The sequence below is a fragment of the Chloroflexus aurantiacus J-10-fl genome (assembly GCF_000018865.1).
GTDB classification, from domain to species: domain Bacteria; phylum Chloroflexota; class Chloroflexia; order Chloroflexales; family Chloroflexaceae; genus Chloroflexus; species Chloroflexus aurantiacus.
The window spans coordinates 4189135-4203402 of record NC_010175.1 but is presented as its reverse complement, the minus strand read 5'-3'; the positions used below and the strand labels follow the sequence as shown (position 1 = coordinate 4203402).

The window sequence follows — 14268 nt, the reverse complement described above, 5'->3', positions numbered from 1 at the left end:
GGATGACCCGCAATCAATACAAGAAAGCGTTGCGAGAACTGGAATGACCAGGAGGCAAGACGCCATGTGGCAAGAATTCGACGTACCGCCACCTCCGGTGGGACTTACTGACTCCCTGATTGCGTGGATCAAGGATGTCGAAGCGCGTCTGTACGTCACCATCGTCGACGGGCCCGGTCTCACACCAGAGGAGATTGAGCAGCTTGCGGCATTCTGTGGGGAACAACCGCATGCAGAGTTAGTTGATTACTACCGACTGTGTAGCCCGTGGGGATTGTATCGGGATGGGCTTACAATGTGGCAGAAGGTTCTGGATCGGGTCAAGGAGATCCAAGGAGATAATCTGTTCAGCGCGCTTGCCCCAGTGCTTTGGCCAGTAGCCTTGGGAGGGTCGATCACGATTGCGGCATTCATCGATCAGCGTGATAGGGTGGTGTGTATCGAGATCGGCGATCAGGACAGGCACCTCTGGCTGAGAAGTATCGGGGTGTGGGGCTACCTTGTCTCAACCATCGTTATTGAATTCCTGATGGATCGAGGAATACACGCATCATACGAGTACGCCGTTCGCGACCCACGCGTGCGAGCGCTGGCAGGTCTTGAGGATATTCCTGTGCATCCATTTCTACCAATCACCATGCGTTGAACACTACCAATGCGATTCGCTGATAGGAAGTTTGTATAGACCTTCTATACCTACCAGGCCGGTAATTTAGTTTTTGCGCAATACGTAGATTAGAGCCTGTTATGAACTTTGAACCATGAGAGCGACAAACCGATGGGCCAACAAGATGGCAACGGCAACGACATGCAAGCCGGCCAGCGTCGCTGCCACACGTTCGTCGTCACGCACCAGGCGACGGAAGCGCGTCATCCAGGCAAACCTGCGCTCGACCACCCAGCGCCGCGGCAGCAAGACAACGCCCCGTTTGGCGGTCGGCAGCGTGACCACCGCCAGGCGACTGCCGTGGGCGGCGGCATCGGCTGCCGGTTGCTCACCAGGGTCGCCCTGGTCAACGAAGGCCACCGCTACCGTGTCGCCAGTTACCTCTTGAATGCGCTGCGCCAGTGCCGCTACCTGCGCCCGGTCTTGGTCGTTGGCTGGCGTGACCAAAACCGCCAGCAGGTGCCCCAGGGTATCCACCGCCAGATGCACCGTCGAGCCTTTGCGCCGCTTGTGTCCATCGTAGCCAGCACGTTCCCCGCTTTCCGGCGTCGATTGGAGCGTCCGGCTGTCCATAATGACGGCACGGGGCTGGGGTGTGCGGTCGGTGATGTCGCGCAGCAGCATCCGCACATCATGCACCATCTGCTCAAACACGCCCGCTTTCAGCCAGCGCTGGGTCTGTTGATACACCACGTGCCACGGCGGTACGTCGTTGGGCAGCATCCGCCACGGCGCACCGGTACGCAGAAGGTAGCGCAGCCCGTTGTAGACTTCGCGCAGGGAATAGTTCCGCTGCGGCGCTGCTTCGTCCATCAGCGTCAAATAGGGCGCGACAAACGCCCACTCCTCATCGGAAACATCACTGGGATAGGCTTTTCGTGTCATAGCGTCAGGATATACGAGCAGAACCGAAAAGTCCATAACAGGCTCTAAGATCACCAATACCAGACACGTGTCAACGTTTGGAGAAATAAGGTGTAAACAGTTGCTCTAGCAGATCGGTCTGATCGGCATATTTATCTGCCAGTTGCTTGTAAAGGTTAGCGAGTTTTGCTGCCTGAAACCGCCGTTGCCACATCGCTTCGGCAAACTGGTCACTGTCAATCAAACCACGTTCTTTGAGAAAAGCATAGAACCTTTTTAGCGCTATGCAAATCTCTCGCACCTCGCTCCCTGAACTGTAAGCGTAATGATAAGGGTAATAATAAAACAAAAACTCGTCAAGCGTTGCGTAATCACCTTGATCCAGAGAACGGTCGTAGAATGATGCTAGAAAATCGGCATAAAGTCGTGGGGGCCTGGCGTAGTTGCGAGCAGTCGATAATTTTTTGCCAGTCTCTTGCAAATAATCTATGTACAGATTGATCAATGTCAGACTTTGATCAATCAGTTGAAAGTATCTATCGTCTTCCGTCTCATCTTCTATATCATCTTCATCAAATTCTGCATCCCAAAAATCATCATCCCAATCATCGCTTATCTCAAAGCCCATTTCCTCAAGGTTTTGCTGTTGATTGAATGATGTATCGACAGACTTTGGCAACGAAGATGTCGGTAAGTCTATCCTGGGAAAGAGATCAGGCGCCTTTTGAAACAGATACGGCAGTTGATTGCTCAAGATACCTTCCACTTCTTCTGGTTCGGCTTGAGCCAGTCTCCGTTTTACCTCTAACGGTAGCACTTCATTTAATCGCGCACTGATCCGATCAGCTTCACGCAGCATGGAATCCTGCCATTCAAAGAAGATGTCGTTGACAAGATCGTCCAATTCTTCCATCAGGACATCTTCTTCCTCTTTCAGATCCGCTTCCCGTGAACGGTTGGTCAGTATACCATTCCAGATTCCAGCTTGCCTGTCCTGTTCACGCGAATGCTGAATCTCTTGTTGTAATGCAGTAATTTCCGCCAGTATTTTTGCACGCAGATCGGCAGGCGATAAGGCAGGCGCCTTCCGTGATGCCGAAGTAGATGAAGGAGTAGCCGGTTTGAGATCAATCGGCAGATGTGATTGCAGTGTAGCAATGTCACTATTCATGGTCGCCGGCTGATGTAACGGCCCGCCTGAAGAGATCTGCAATCCGGTAGACTGAACAAGCAGGCCATCGGAAATCAATGCCAGACGACCATCTGCATGCAACAAATATTGCCACGGTCGACCAGGGTACGACGTTCGCCATGGCTTACCGGCAATGGCCGATAACACAATTTGATCAGAGGGTGTGGGTTGGTCACGACCGAGTTTTCTGTACTGTTCAACCGCCGCCTCGACCAATTCACGCTCCTGGTCAATGACTGCCTGAGCACGGAAGTCAGCCGCTCGTTCATGGGTAAAGTACAAATGTTGTTCGAGTCGAACACCGATCTGTCGATAGTGTATCTTCACAATAATACTATCGCCTGGAGCAAAATGTTGCTTTTGAAACCATTTCTGAAGTTTAACAACATGATAACTATCGACATCGTCCCGAAGGCTGATAACCGCTAGCGTTTTCTTTTCCTCATCGTAGATCCATGTTATTGAATCCTCAACACGAGACACGAAAGGATATAAGAGTATGAGAGGTATCGAACCACTTTCAATATGTTGCTGGCCAGGCCAGCAACGAAACTGTACTCCTTCAAGCGCTACCCGCAGCGGCAGGTATTGACTCTGGTTAATTCGTAACCATCCAAGCCGGGCATAATCATTCTTGAGGCGGGAACGGACGAAGCCGGCTGAAAAACGGATCGACCATCGCTCATTGATTACATCACACAGTTGCGTAATGCGCATTGGTTTATCTACTTCTGTAGCCAGTATTTGCAAGGCTAGCGCAATTGTGATGTTTGGTGACTCCATAATCCCCTCTCGTCGTGGTTTGTATATGTGATGGATCGATCACTACTCACTGTATAACAGCACTCGCTCCTGTCGGCCCCCAACCGGCAAACAGTTCGGGATGGATCATGGAAGCCAATAATTCCAGACTGTCAACGATCCGCGGCCCGGGTCGGCTAAAGTAGGCGTTACCATCTACCGCAAAGACTCTTCCCATTCGTACCGCCGGTAGCGCATCCCAACCGGCTCGTTGGGGAAGAATAGCGCGCGCTTCAGCAATCGTTCGCTCAAGCGTGAATCCACACGGCATCACAATCAATACTTCAGGCGCACTCGCTATCACATCAGTCCAGATGATCCGTCGCGAATGCCCACCCGCAGTGCCAAGGAGTGGCTGACCACCTGCAATTGCTACCATTTCGGGCACCCAGTGGCCAGGACCGAAAACCGGATCGAGCCATTCGATACAAACCACCCGTGGCCGTGAAGTTGCCTGCGCTGCCAGTGTCTTCACTCGCTCAACCCGCGCTGTGAGTTCGTTGACGAGATGTTCGGCCCGTTCAGCCACACCCAACGCACGCCCAATCGCTTTGATCGAACCAAAAATACCGGCCAGATCAACCGGTTCAAATGAAAGCACCTGGATCGCCGGGTTAGCCAGACTGGCCTCGACCTGATGCAGCGGTACAGCACAGACATCACACAACGCCTGGGTTAAGATAATATCGGGCTGTAACGATGATAGCAACTCCATGTCAAGCTCGTAGATTGATAGTTCATTGCGAGCACGTTCACGTACAGCCGTATCTATCTCGGAAGAGGAAGCGGTCTCTGTTTCGTCGAGCAGGCTCCGGGTTACAACCGGTAGTCCTTTCACCTCCGGCGGATAATCACATTCGTGGGTCACAGCTACCAGATGGTCAGCCAGACCTAATGCACAGACAATTTCGGTTGTTCCTGGTAGCAGCGAGACAATGCGCATGGTCTTCACGCTTGACATGGTCTGTTCTTTGCTACAGCGTAACACCCGATATGATGACTGTCAAGGATGAGCAGAAGAGAGAAGATAGGAAATAGGAAATAGAAAGTAGAGAAATGGCAAGGTGTTTCCGCGCTAATCCCCTTTTGCGCCCTGAACACACGTATGGCGCGTTTGGAGTGCGGAAGGCGGGCTTCCGCACTCACTGTTCTTCGATTGTAATCGTCTGACAAGTGTCTTTTGATCAGATGACGGGGCGTGCAGTTCCCTTCGTGGCCGAGCTTTTTGTTCTCGATGGTCATTGTGGACACTGATCATCATTGCCCGGCCTTGTAGGTTTCTGCAACGCACCCTACTCTATCGTGATCACCTTTAGGAAATTGGTCGGCCCGTAGCGGTAAACCGGATGGCCGCCGCTCAGTACGATCAAATCGCCTTTTCGAACCATTCCGGTTTCGCGCATCATGCGCACAATCTGTTGTTCAAGTTCGTCGAGGCGATCACGCGCCTCGATCACAATGGGGGTGACACCCCAGTAGAGACTGGTACGGCGGGCGGTCTCTTCACTGGGACAGAATGCCAGAATTGGCACTTCAGGCCGGTAGTGCGATACCAGACGGGCACTCGCACCGCTTTGGGTGAGAACGACAATGAAACGTACCGGCAATGAGTTGGCGATTGTGCATGCTGCTGCGGCAATGGCACGCGGCGTCGATTGCGCCGGCGCAATCGACCACCGCGGTGTTGTCGAGTGCTGGCCACCGGTATACGATGCTTCAACCGCATCAGCAATTAATGCCATCATCTGCACCGCTTCAATCGGATAGGCCCCAGCAGCGGTTTCGCCACTGAGCATAACGGCATCAGTGCCGTCAATGATGGCATTCGCCACATCACTGGCCTCAGCCCGTGTCGGTCGCGGGTTGTGGATCATCGACTCGAGCATCTGGGTCGCCGTAATGACCGGAAGCAGCGCCTGATTGGCGGCGGCAATAATCTGTTTCTGCACAATCGGCACCCGCTCCGGTGGCATCTCGACGCCCAGATCACCACGCGCCACCATGATCCCGTCAGCTTCAGCCAGAATCTCCGGCAACACGTCAAGCGCCTCCGGACGCTCGATCTTGGCGATGACCGGTGTTTGTTTACCTGCCCGCCGGATAAACTCTTTCACCTCACGCACATCACTGGCGCGCCGAACAAACGAGAGCGCGACATAATCTACTCCCTGTTCGAGACCAAACGCCAGATCGGCCAGGTCTTTCTCGGTTGCAGCCGGAGCACTGACCCGCACTCCCGGCAGGTTAATCCCTTGATGTTCGCGGAGCCGACCACCGTGAACGACTTCCGTCTCCACTTCGGTGTCGGTATGGCCGGTCACAACCAGCTCGATCAGGCCATCTGAGAGAAGAATCCGATCCCGCGGACGAACATCGAGTGGCAACGCACGATAGGTGGTACTGACTCGATGCGCATCGCCAACGATCGGCTCAGTCGTAATCACAAACCGCTGTCCGGCAACCAGTTCAACCGGTTGCCCATTTTCAAGTGGCCCGGTACGAATCTTCGGGCCTTGCAAGTCCTGCAGAATCGCTACATGCCGTCCAGCCTCCGCCGCTGCCCGTCGCACCATTGCAATCCGTGCTGCGTGCTCGGCATGGGTACCATGCGAGAAGTTGAGCCGAGCGACGTTCATACCGGCCCGAATCAGTCCGGCGATCCGTTCAGGGGTGCTGGTCGCCGGCCCTAGAGTGGCAACAATCTTTGTGCGACGCATATACCTCCGCATTTGACGCTATATGCCTGTACCGGCTTCTTTCATCTGCTTCACAGGTGCAGTTGAGCAGTTATCGGGTTTGTAGATACCCTTTGCAATCATCGGCTCGATGAGTAGAGATCAGAGCGTGTAGCGCATAGTAAAGACATTCGCATCAGAACCTTTAGTTGATCCACTCAGCGCTTCAACAAGCACTTGCACCGCCATCCTGCCGGCAGAGGGTATGCCCGGCATTCCTGCCCATCACCTGTGTGCCACTGCGAGTATATGCTACTATGCTATTTTGTGCAAGGTTGTAAACGAAATAGTTGCCTACGGGCCGATTGTGACAAGCGGCGCAATCTGGGCAAAGAGTTTCTCACCGATCCCGCTCACTTCCCGCAGTTCTTCCACACTACGGTAAGGGCCTTGCGTTTCACGCCGTTCAATAATGCGGGCAGCCAGTGTTGCCCCAACGCCAGGTAGCTCTTCGAGATCGGCAGCACTTGCACGATTAAGATCAAGCAATCCTGTCTGTTGCACATCGGCTACCAGTAACGCAACAGCTTCACCCGCAAACGGCACCCGGATATGCTCGCCGTCACGAACGAGAGCAGCTAAATTGAGGCCGCTGATGTCTGCCTGATCGGTCAGACCACCCGCTGCTTGCAGTACGTCAATCACCCGTGCATTGAGCGGTAGCCGATAGACATCCGGCGCGGCGACTGCCCCTGAAACGTAGACGACTGCCAAGGCGACGGTAGGGGTTGGCAGCTTCAGCATCTGATCATCGAGGACAGCAGGTGCTTCGTCAGACGCGATGATGAACCGCATCTCTGGGCCAAAGGCAATTAACAGTCCCCCAATGACCGCACATACAATCGCGATCAACCGTTGCGGTCGGCGATACCAGGGTAACGCAGGAATATATTGATCGTCCACGGTTGCCCCCTTTGCTCTGTACATGTCGTCATATATGAAACCGTGAATCAGGGGCAAAAGTAACGCACAATTCTGAGATTTCCAATAGAACGTTAACATTGCACTATCGCACGACAGATACCGCAATGCTACAGTAACATCAGCACAAACTGTTAAGGAGGTGGACGTATGTCCTTCAATACAAATCGTTTTACGCAAAAATCATACGAGGCCATTGCCGCAGCACAGGCAGCAGCCGAGCGGCTCGGCAATGCGGAAGTTCAACCGGAACACCTGCTCTACGCGCTACTCGACCAGAGTGACGGTGTTGTCCCCCAGGTTCTGGCGAAGCTGAACCTGCCGGTTGGCGCTTTGAAGCAGCAGATTAATAATGAGATTAGCCGCTTCCCGCGGATGAGTGGCGGTGGCGCTCAGGTACAGCTCGGTTCGCGGCTCCGCACCGTGTTGATCAAAGCCCACGATGAGCTGGCTCAATTCGGTGATGAATATGTCAGCACCGAGCATCTTTTGCTGGCGATCCTCGATCATGCCGGCGGCGGTGCCGAGCGAGTTCTCAAACAGGCCGGTCTGACCCGCGATAAGCTGTTGATGGTGCTGCGTGAAGTACGAGGTGCTCAGCGCGTTACCAGCCCGACGCCCGAAGGCACCTATGCGGCGCTGGAACAGTACGGACGTGATCTGACCGAGCTGGCAGCGCGGAATAAGCTTGACCCCGTGATCGGGCGTGATGAAGAGATTCGGCGTGTAATCCAGATTCTCTCACGGCGCACGAAGAACAACCCGGTGCTGATCGGTGAGCCGGGTGTTGGTAAGACGGCCATCGTAGAGGGACTGGCTCAGCGCATTGTACGCGGTGATGTGCCAGAAGCGCTCAAGAATAAACGGGTGATTGCACTTGATCTAGGCGCCCTGATTGCCGGCGCTAAATATCGGGGTGAGTTTGAAGAACGACTGAAAGCAGTTCTCAAAGAGATTCAGGAGCGCGACGATATTATTCTGTTCGTCGACGAGCTGCATACCGTGGTCGGTGCCGGTGCAGCCGAGGGGGCAATGGATGCCGGGAATATGCTGAAGCCAATGCTGGCCCGCGGTGAGCTGCACATGGTTGGCGCAACCACGCTCGATGAGTATCGGAAACACATCGAGAAAGATGCCGCGCTTGAACGACGCTTCCAACCGGTGATGGTTGATCCACCGTCGGTTGAAGACACCATCTCGATCTTGCGTGGTCTGAAAGAGCGCTACGAGACCCATCACGGTGTGCGCATTACTGACGGTGCGCTGATCGCGGCGGCAATGCTCTCGGATCGCTACATCTCGGATCGGTTCCTGCCCGACAAAGCTATTGACCTGATCGATGAAGCAGCGGCCCGTCTGCGCATGGAGATCACATCCGATCCGCAAGAGCTTGACGACCTCAAGCGGCGCATAATGCAATTGGAAATTGAGCGGGAAGCGCTGCGCAAAGAGAAAGATCAGGCCAGCAAAGAGCGGCTGGAGAAGCTAGAGCAGGAGCTTGCCAATCTGCGCGAGCAGCGCAGTGCGCTTGAAGCGCAAATCCAGCGCGAACGACAGGAACTTGAGCGTATCCAGCAGCTCAAAGAGAAGATCGAACAGACGCGCGCTGCCATCGAGCAGGCCCAACGGCAGTACGACTACAACAAGGCGGCTGAGCTGCAATACGGTACTCTGGTCAGCCTGGAGCGCGAATTACAGGCTGCCGAAGCTCAACTTGGTAGCCAGAGCCGCCTGTTGCGCCAGGAAGTGACCGAAACCGACATTGCCGAGATCATCTCGAAGTGGACGGGTATTCCGGTCACGAAGCTTCTCGAAGGTGAGCTAGAGAAGCTGGTGCATATGGAAGAGCGCCTGCATCAGCGGGTAGTCGGTCAGGATGAAGCGGTGATTGCCGTCTCGAACGCAGTACGGCGTGCGCGCGCCGGCTTGCAAGACCCGAACCGTCCGTTGGGTAGCTTCCTCTTCCTTGGCCCAACCGGTGTGGGTAAAACCGAGCTGGCTCGGGCGCTGGCCGAGTTCCTCTTCGACGATGAGCAGGCGATGATCCGGATCGATATGTCCGAGTACATGGAGAAACACTCCGTTGCTCGACTGATCGGTGCGCCTCCCGGCTACGTTGGCTACGACGAGGGTGGTCAATTGACCGAGGCGGTGCGGCGCAAACCCTACAGCGTCGTTCTGTTCGATGAAATCGAGAAGGCGCATCCCGATGTCTTCAACGTCTTGCTGCAAGTGCTCGATGATGGCCGCCTTACCGACGGCCAGGGCCGGATCGTCAACTTCAAGAACACGGTCATCATCATGACCAGTAACATTGCCAGCACGACGATTCAGGAATTGACGCGCGCCGGCGCCGGCCAAAGCGAAATCCGGGCGGCGGTTATGGAAGAATTGCGGGGTGTGCTCCGCCCAGAGTTCTTGAACCGGATCGATGAAGTGATCGTCTTTTCGCCGCTCAGCCGCGAACACATTGACCGGATCGTTGAGATTCAGCTCAACCGGTTGCGCAAACTGCTGGCCGACCGTAAGCTCAATCTGGTGCTGACCGACGCAGCCCGTGCCCAACTGGCTGCCGAAGGCTATGATCCGGTCTACGGCGCTCGCCCGCTCAAGCGGGTCATCCAGCAACGCATCCAGAACCCGCTGGCGCTGCAATTGCTCCAGGGGGCCTTCCCGGAGGGCAGCACGATTGTGGTTGATGTCGAGAACGGGACGTTTGTCTTCCGCCGCAGCTGAAAAGTACGTTGCTGAATCTGCATCCAGGACAGACAACCAAGGTTGTCTGTCCTGGATATTATTATGTCAACTTGTTGTCCTGCTCTATCGCCCCTGACGAAGCGCCGCTACCACCTGCTGCACCAGTTCAAGCGGTGTTTTGCCATCGGTGGCGATAATTACATCAGCCACTTCAGCATACAGCGGTGTGCGTCGCGCACGTAATTCGGCCAGTCGCGCCGCGGCATCGCCGTGCAACTATCGCGGTTGAAAAGAACGCTAATGAATCTGCATCCAGGGCAGACACCTGACTGAGGTTGTCTGTCCTGGATTTTATTATGTCAACTTATCGTCCTGCTCTATCGCCCCTGACGAAGCGCCGCTATCACCTGCTGCACCAGTTCAAGCGGTGTTTTGCCATCGGTGGCGATGATTACATCAGCCACTTCAGCATACAGCGGTGTGCGTCGCGCACGTCATTCGGCCAGTCGCGCTGCGGCATCGCCGTGCAACTATCGCGGTTGAAAAGAACGCTAATGAATCTGCATCCAGGGCAGACAACCGGGGTTGTCTGTCCTGGATATTATTATGTCAACTTGTTGACCTGCTCTATCGCCCCTGACGAAGCGCCGCTATCACCTGCTGCACCAGTTCAAGCGGTGTTTTGCCATCGGTGGCGATGATTACATCAGCCACTTCAGCATACAACGGTGTACGTCGCGCACGTAATTCGGCCAGTCGCGCTGCGGCATCGCCGTGCAACAATGGGCGTTGTTCGGCATCGGCAGCCAGCCGGGTCAGGATCGTCGCATCAGCAGCATCCAGCCAGATCACCGTCGCATATTCGCGCAGCATACGTCGGTTTTCCGGCTGCAAGACAATGCCACCGCCGGTAGCAATCACCTGCGCTTCACGCAGTGCTTCGGTCAGCGCGGCTGTCTCGCGCACGCGAAACTCGGCCTCGCCATAGGTCTGAAACAGATCGGCCACACTCATACCGGCGGCGGCGGCAATCGCCGCGTCGGTATCGTACCAGGGCCAGCTCAGGGCGCGTGCCAGCAACCGGGCCAGGGTTGACTTGCCACATCCACTTAAACCAACCAGTGCTACAGGCCGATCCAGCCAGTTTGGATCCCACACCATAACCTGCTCCTATGCAGTGGGCTGCGCTGCGATCCGTTGCAGGCGCAGGCTCCAGATCACAAAAGCCGATAAAGCATATGCAACTGCTGCCGCGATAATCTGCGGCCCATACCCGAAGAGTGGGGCTACCCAACCCCAAATGACTGCCGAGATTGCCCATCCCCCTGCCCAAAGCAGACTCATCAAGCTCATCGCCAGACCACGTTGGGCCGGTGGGGTTGCCCCCATCACCAGTGCATCATTCATGGGGTAGCTGGCGGCGATAAAGAAGCCACGGGCGAAGAAGCCGATGATCGCTGCCGGTAGCCACGGTGTAAGCATCAAGAGCATCGCTGGCGTTGCGCCCAGACGCAGCAGAGCCGCTCCACGCTGCAAGCCAATCCGCCGAACAACCGGCGCACCCACTAGCGCGCCGATACCGGCACCCAGTGAGGATAGGGCCAGTGCCAGGCCAACGCCGGCATCGCTCAGCCCAAACTGATCACGAAAGAAGAGATTTTGGAAGGGCAGAATCGCACCACCACCAATACCGAGCAGCAGGGATGGTACCGCAAACCAGACCAGGGTGAGCCAGGAATGGCGCGTTGCCTGCCCATCGACATCACCAGCAGTGCTGGTCTCGACCACCGCCGGCAGGCGGGCAAGCACCGGGAGCAGCGCGATAATACTGCATCCGATCACCGAGACAAGTGCCAGACGGTAGGCAGCCGTCGATTGGGGATCGACGGCAATGATTCCCGCCGCCAGCATCGGCAACACACCCCCAACGGCACTGCCAATCAGGCCGACGATCAGGGTCGCCGAGGCATTCATGCCGAAGACCAGCGGGCGCTGCTCTTCTGTGGTTACCAATGCCATCAGCGGAGTAACCGCAGTTGCCGCCAGCAGATAGCTGGCTCCCACTACAAACTGCGCCGTGATCAGCCATGGTAATGAGGGCGCCTGCAATAACGCTGCCCAACCCAATGCGAAGACAACAACACCGGTGATCATTGCCCGTTGCGGCCCCAAACGGTCAATCAACCAGCCGATTGGTAATCCCATCAACATTCCGGCTGCCCGGCTCACCATTGATAACAGGCCAACATCGTTGATGGTGTAACCCTGACTGACAAGGTAGAAGTTAAACAGGATGTCGGCAATACTCAGGGCGAAACCAAAGATGAAACTGTGTGCCAGAATACGCCAGACCGCAAGCGGAATTCGAGTCAGTGAGAGACGGACATTGGCGGCAAGGGCAATCATACATGCTCCACGACGTTTGAGCAGGTCGCACCAATTGTTTAGGATACCATAAGTTATGCTGCGTGCGGTAAAGGTGGCGCCCTGAATGCCAGGACACCGGTCGTACTGTTAGCATGTGACCAGTGAGTCTCTTATAGGTTCTTGCAGACACACTGATCGGTTCAGGGCCATCGCACGCACGTGCAGGGCCAGGGTGGTGCGTGGCGTGCGAGGTTTGCCGGCGCTGTGACCAGCAATGATTTACGACACGCTCCCCACCCTGACCCGCCCCCGCTGGGGGCGGGAATCACCGGTGTGGGATGACTCCCGCTAAAGTGCACTGGCGCAGATCATGAGCGCGCCGGATGTGCGCGCTCCCAGGGGCTGGTGCAGGCCGGTGCCGTGGTGCTGTGACCAGCACTGATTTACGACACGCCCCCACCCTGACCCGCCCCCGCTGGGGGCGGGAATCGCCGGTGTGGGATGACTTCCGCTGAAGTACGCCGGTGCAGGTGGGGAGCGCGCCGGAGGCGCGCGCTCCCAGGGGCTGGTGCAGGCTGGTGTTACGACCAGCAATAATTTACGACACGCCCCCACCCTGACCCGCCCCCGCTGTGGGCGGGAATCGCTGGTGTGGGATGACTCCCGCTCTCGCACACCGGTGCAGACGATGAGCGCGCCGGAGGTGCGCGCTCCCAGGGGCTGGTGCAGGCTGGTGTTACGACCAGCAATAATTTACGACACGCCCCCACCCTGACCCGCCCCCGCTGTGGGCGGGAATCGCTGGTGTGGGATGACTCCCGCTGAAGTACGCCGGTGCAGGTGGGGAGCGCACCGGAGGCGACGCTCCCAGGGAACGTGGAAGCGCAAAACTGGCGTTTCCGTTCTGTACGCCAGACCATGCGCCACAGATAATCCAAGCAGGAAACCGTATCTGCCGCGGTGTGTGCAGTAGTTACCCCACCCGCCTCAATACGCCAGCAGATCACGGGCTGCGGCCAGAATTTTGGTTGCGTTGGGCCGGTAGGCATCTTCCAGAGGTGGACTGTACGGCACCGGCGTATCAGGTGCGGCCAGACGGATAATCGGCCCATCAAGATACTCAAAGGCGCGTTCAGCAATGATTGCAGCCACCTCACCACCTACGCCGCAAGTACGATTCGCTTCGTGAACAATCAAAACCTTGCCGGTTTTACGCGCCGTCGTCAGAATAGCATCTTCGTCGAGTGGTTTGAGGGTACGCAGATCAAGCACTTCGACGCTATGCCCTTCCTGTTCAAGGGTCTGGGCTGCACTTAGCGCTTCTTGCACCATCGCTCCGTAAGTAATAATGCTCACCTCCTCACCGGTACGTCGCAGTGCTGCCTGCCCGATTGGTACTGGCGCATCGCCTTCCGGCACCATCCCTTTGAGCGAACGGTAGAGGTACTTTGTCTCGTAGTAGATCACCGGATTGGGGTCACGAATGGCGCTGAGCAGCAGACCGTAGGCGTCGGCGGGAGTCGCCGGGGCAACCACCTTCAGACCGGGAGTATGGATAAACCAGGCTTCGTTCGATTGCGAATGGAAGGGGCCGGCCCGCAAGCCGCCGCCACCGGGAGCACGTACCGTAATCGGCACCGGTTGACGCCAGCGAAAATGGTTGGTCGCCGCAAACTGCACCAGAGCATCAAAACCGGTTGAGATGAAGTCGGCGAATTGCATTTCGACCACCGGCAAGAAGCCCTCGAACGACATGCCAATCGCTGCGTAGAGCATGGCCAGTTCGGTCATGGGGGTGTCGATCACCCGATCCTCACCGAATTCATCAATCAATCCCTGGGTTACCTTGAATGCGCCACCATACACACCAATATCTTCACCCATCACCAGCACACGCGGATCACGCTGCATCTCGTAACGCAGTGCGGCCCGGATTGCCTCCAGATAGGTCAACTCGCGTGTCCCCTGATCGTCACTCAGGACGGTTGTCGATTTATGTAAACCTTGATCCCACGTCATTGCCT

The 14268-nt window shown here is 56.2% G+C and carries 11 protein-coding genes; 2 read left to right on the top strand and 9 right to left on the bottom strand.

Features of this window, described 5'->3' with window-relative positions; all coding sequences use genetic code 11:
* Window positions 1–64: 64 nt before the first annotated feature.
* Window positions 65–646 (top strand): hypothetical protein, encoded by a 582-nt coding sequence (locus CAUR_RS16465; protein ID WP_012258983.1) that lies wholly within the window; start codon window positions 65–67, stop codon window positions 644–646.
* 99 nt (window positions 647–745) lie between these two features.
* Here CAUR_RS16465 and CAUR_RS16460 read toward each other — a convergent pair whose 3' ends face one another.
* The 5 genes from CAUR_RS16460 to CAUR_RS16440 all read right to left on the bottom strand — a co-directional run bounded on the left by CAUR_RS16460 (window position 746) and on the right by CAUR_RS16440 (window position 7162).
* Entirely contained in the window at window positions 746–1552 is an 807-nt protein-coding gene (locus tag CAUR_RS16460) for an IS5 family transposase (RefSeq protein WP_012258982.1), read from the bottom strand.
* A gap of 70 nt (window positions 1553–1622) precedes the next feature.
* Window positions 1623–3506, bottom strand: coding sequence for a hypothetical protein (locus CAUR_RS16455; protein WP_012258981.1), 1884 nt, complete (start codon window positions 3504–3506; stop codon window positions 1623–1625).
* Window positions 3507–3552: 46 nt separating this feature from the next.
* Window positions 3553–4485: a cobalamin-binding protein gene (locus CAUR_RS16450; protein WP_242604951.1), complete on the bottom strand. Its 933-nt coding sequence runs from the start codon at window positions 4483–4485 to the stop codon at window positions 3553–3555.
* 331 nt (window positions 4486–4816) lie between these two features.
* Window positions 4817–6241 (bottom strand): pyruvate kinase, encoded by a 1425-nt coding sequence (gene pyk, locus CAUR_RS16445; RefSeq protein WP_012258979.1) that lies wholly within the window; start codon window positions 6239–6241, stop codon window positions 4817–4819.
* Between the two features lie 312 nt (window positions 6242–6553).
* A complete protein-coding gene (locus CAUR_RS16440) occupies window positions 6554–7162 on the bottom strand; it encodes a ComEA family DNA-binding protein (RefSeq protein WP_012258978.1) in 609 nt (202 codons plus the stop codon).
* 168 nt (window positions 7163–7330) lie between these two features.
* On the opposite strand from CAUR_RS16440, the gene clpB reads away from it, so the two are divergent.
* Complete coding sequence (gene clpB, locus CAUR_RS16435) at window positions 7331–9916, top strand: ATP-dependent chaperone ClpB (RefSeq protein WP_012258977.1); 2586 nt, start codon at window positions 7331–7333, stop codon at window positions 9914–9916.
* Between the two features lie 84 nt (window positions 9917–10000).
* Here clpB and CAUR_RS16430 read toward each other — a convergent pair whose 3' ends face one another.
* From CAUR_RS16430 to CAUR_RS16410, 4 genes are all read right to left on the bottom strand, one after another.
* Window positions 10001–10153, bottom strand: a complete 153-nt coding sequence (locus CAUR_RS16430; RefSeq protein WP_242604950.1) for a hypothetical protein — start codon at window positions 10151–10153, stop codon at window positions 10001–10003.
* Window positions 10154–10504: 351 nt separating this feature from the next.
* Complete coding sequence (locus CAUR_RS16420; protein ID WP_012258976.1) at window positions 10505–11038, bottom strand: shikimate kinase; 534 nt, start codon at window positions 11036–11038, stop codon at window positions 10505–10507.
* 9 nt (window positions 11039–11047) lie between these two features.
* Window positions 11048–12283 (bottom strand): MFS transporter, encoded by a 1236-nt coding sequence (locus CAUR_RS16415; RefSeq protein ID WP_012258975.1) that lies wholly within the window; start codon window positions 12281–12283, stop codon window positions 11048–11050.
* 948 nt (window positions 12284–13231) lie between these two features.
* On the bottom strand, window positions 13232–14263 hold the full coding sequence (locus CAUR_RS16410; RefSeq protein ID WP_012258974.1) for an alpha-ketoacid dehydrogenase subunit beta: 1032 nt from the start codon (window positions 14261–14263) through the stop codon (window positions 13232–13234).
* Window positions 14264–14268: the final 5 nt, after the last annotated feature.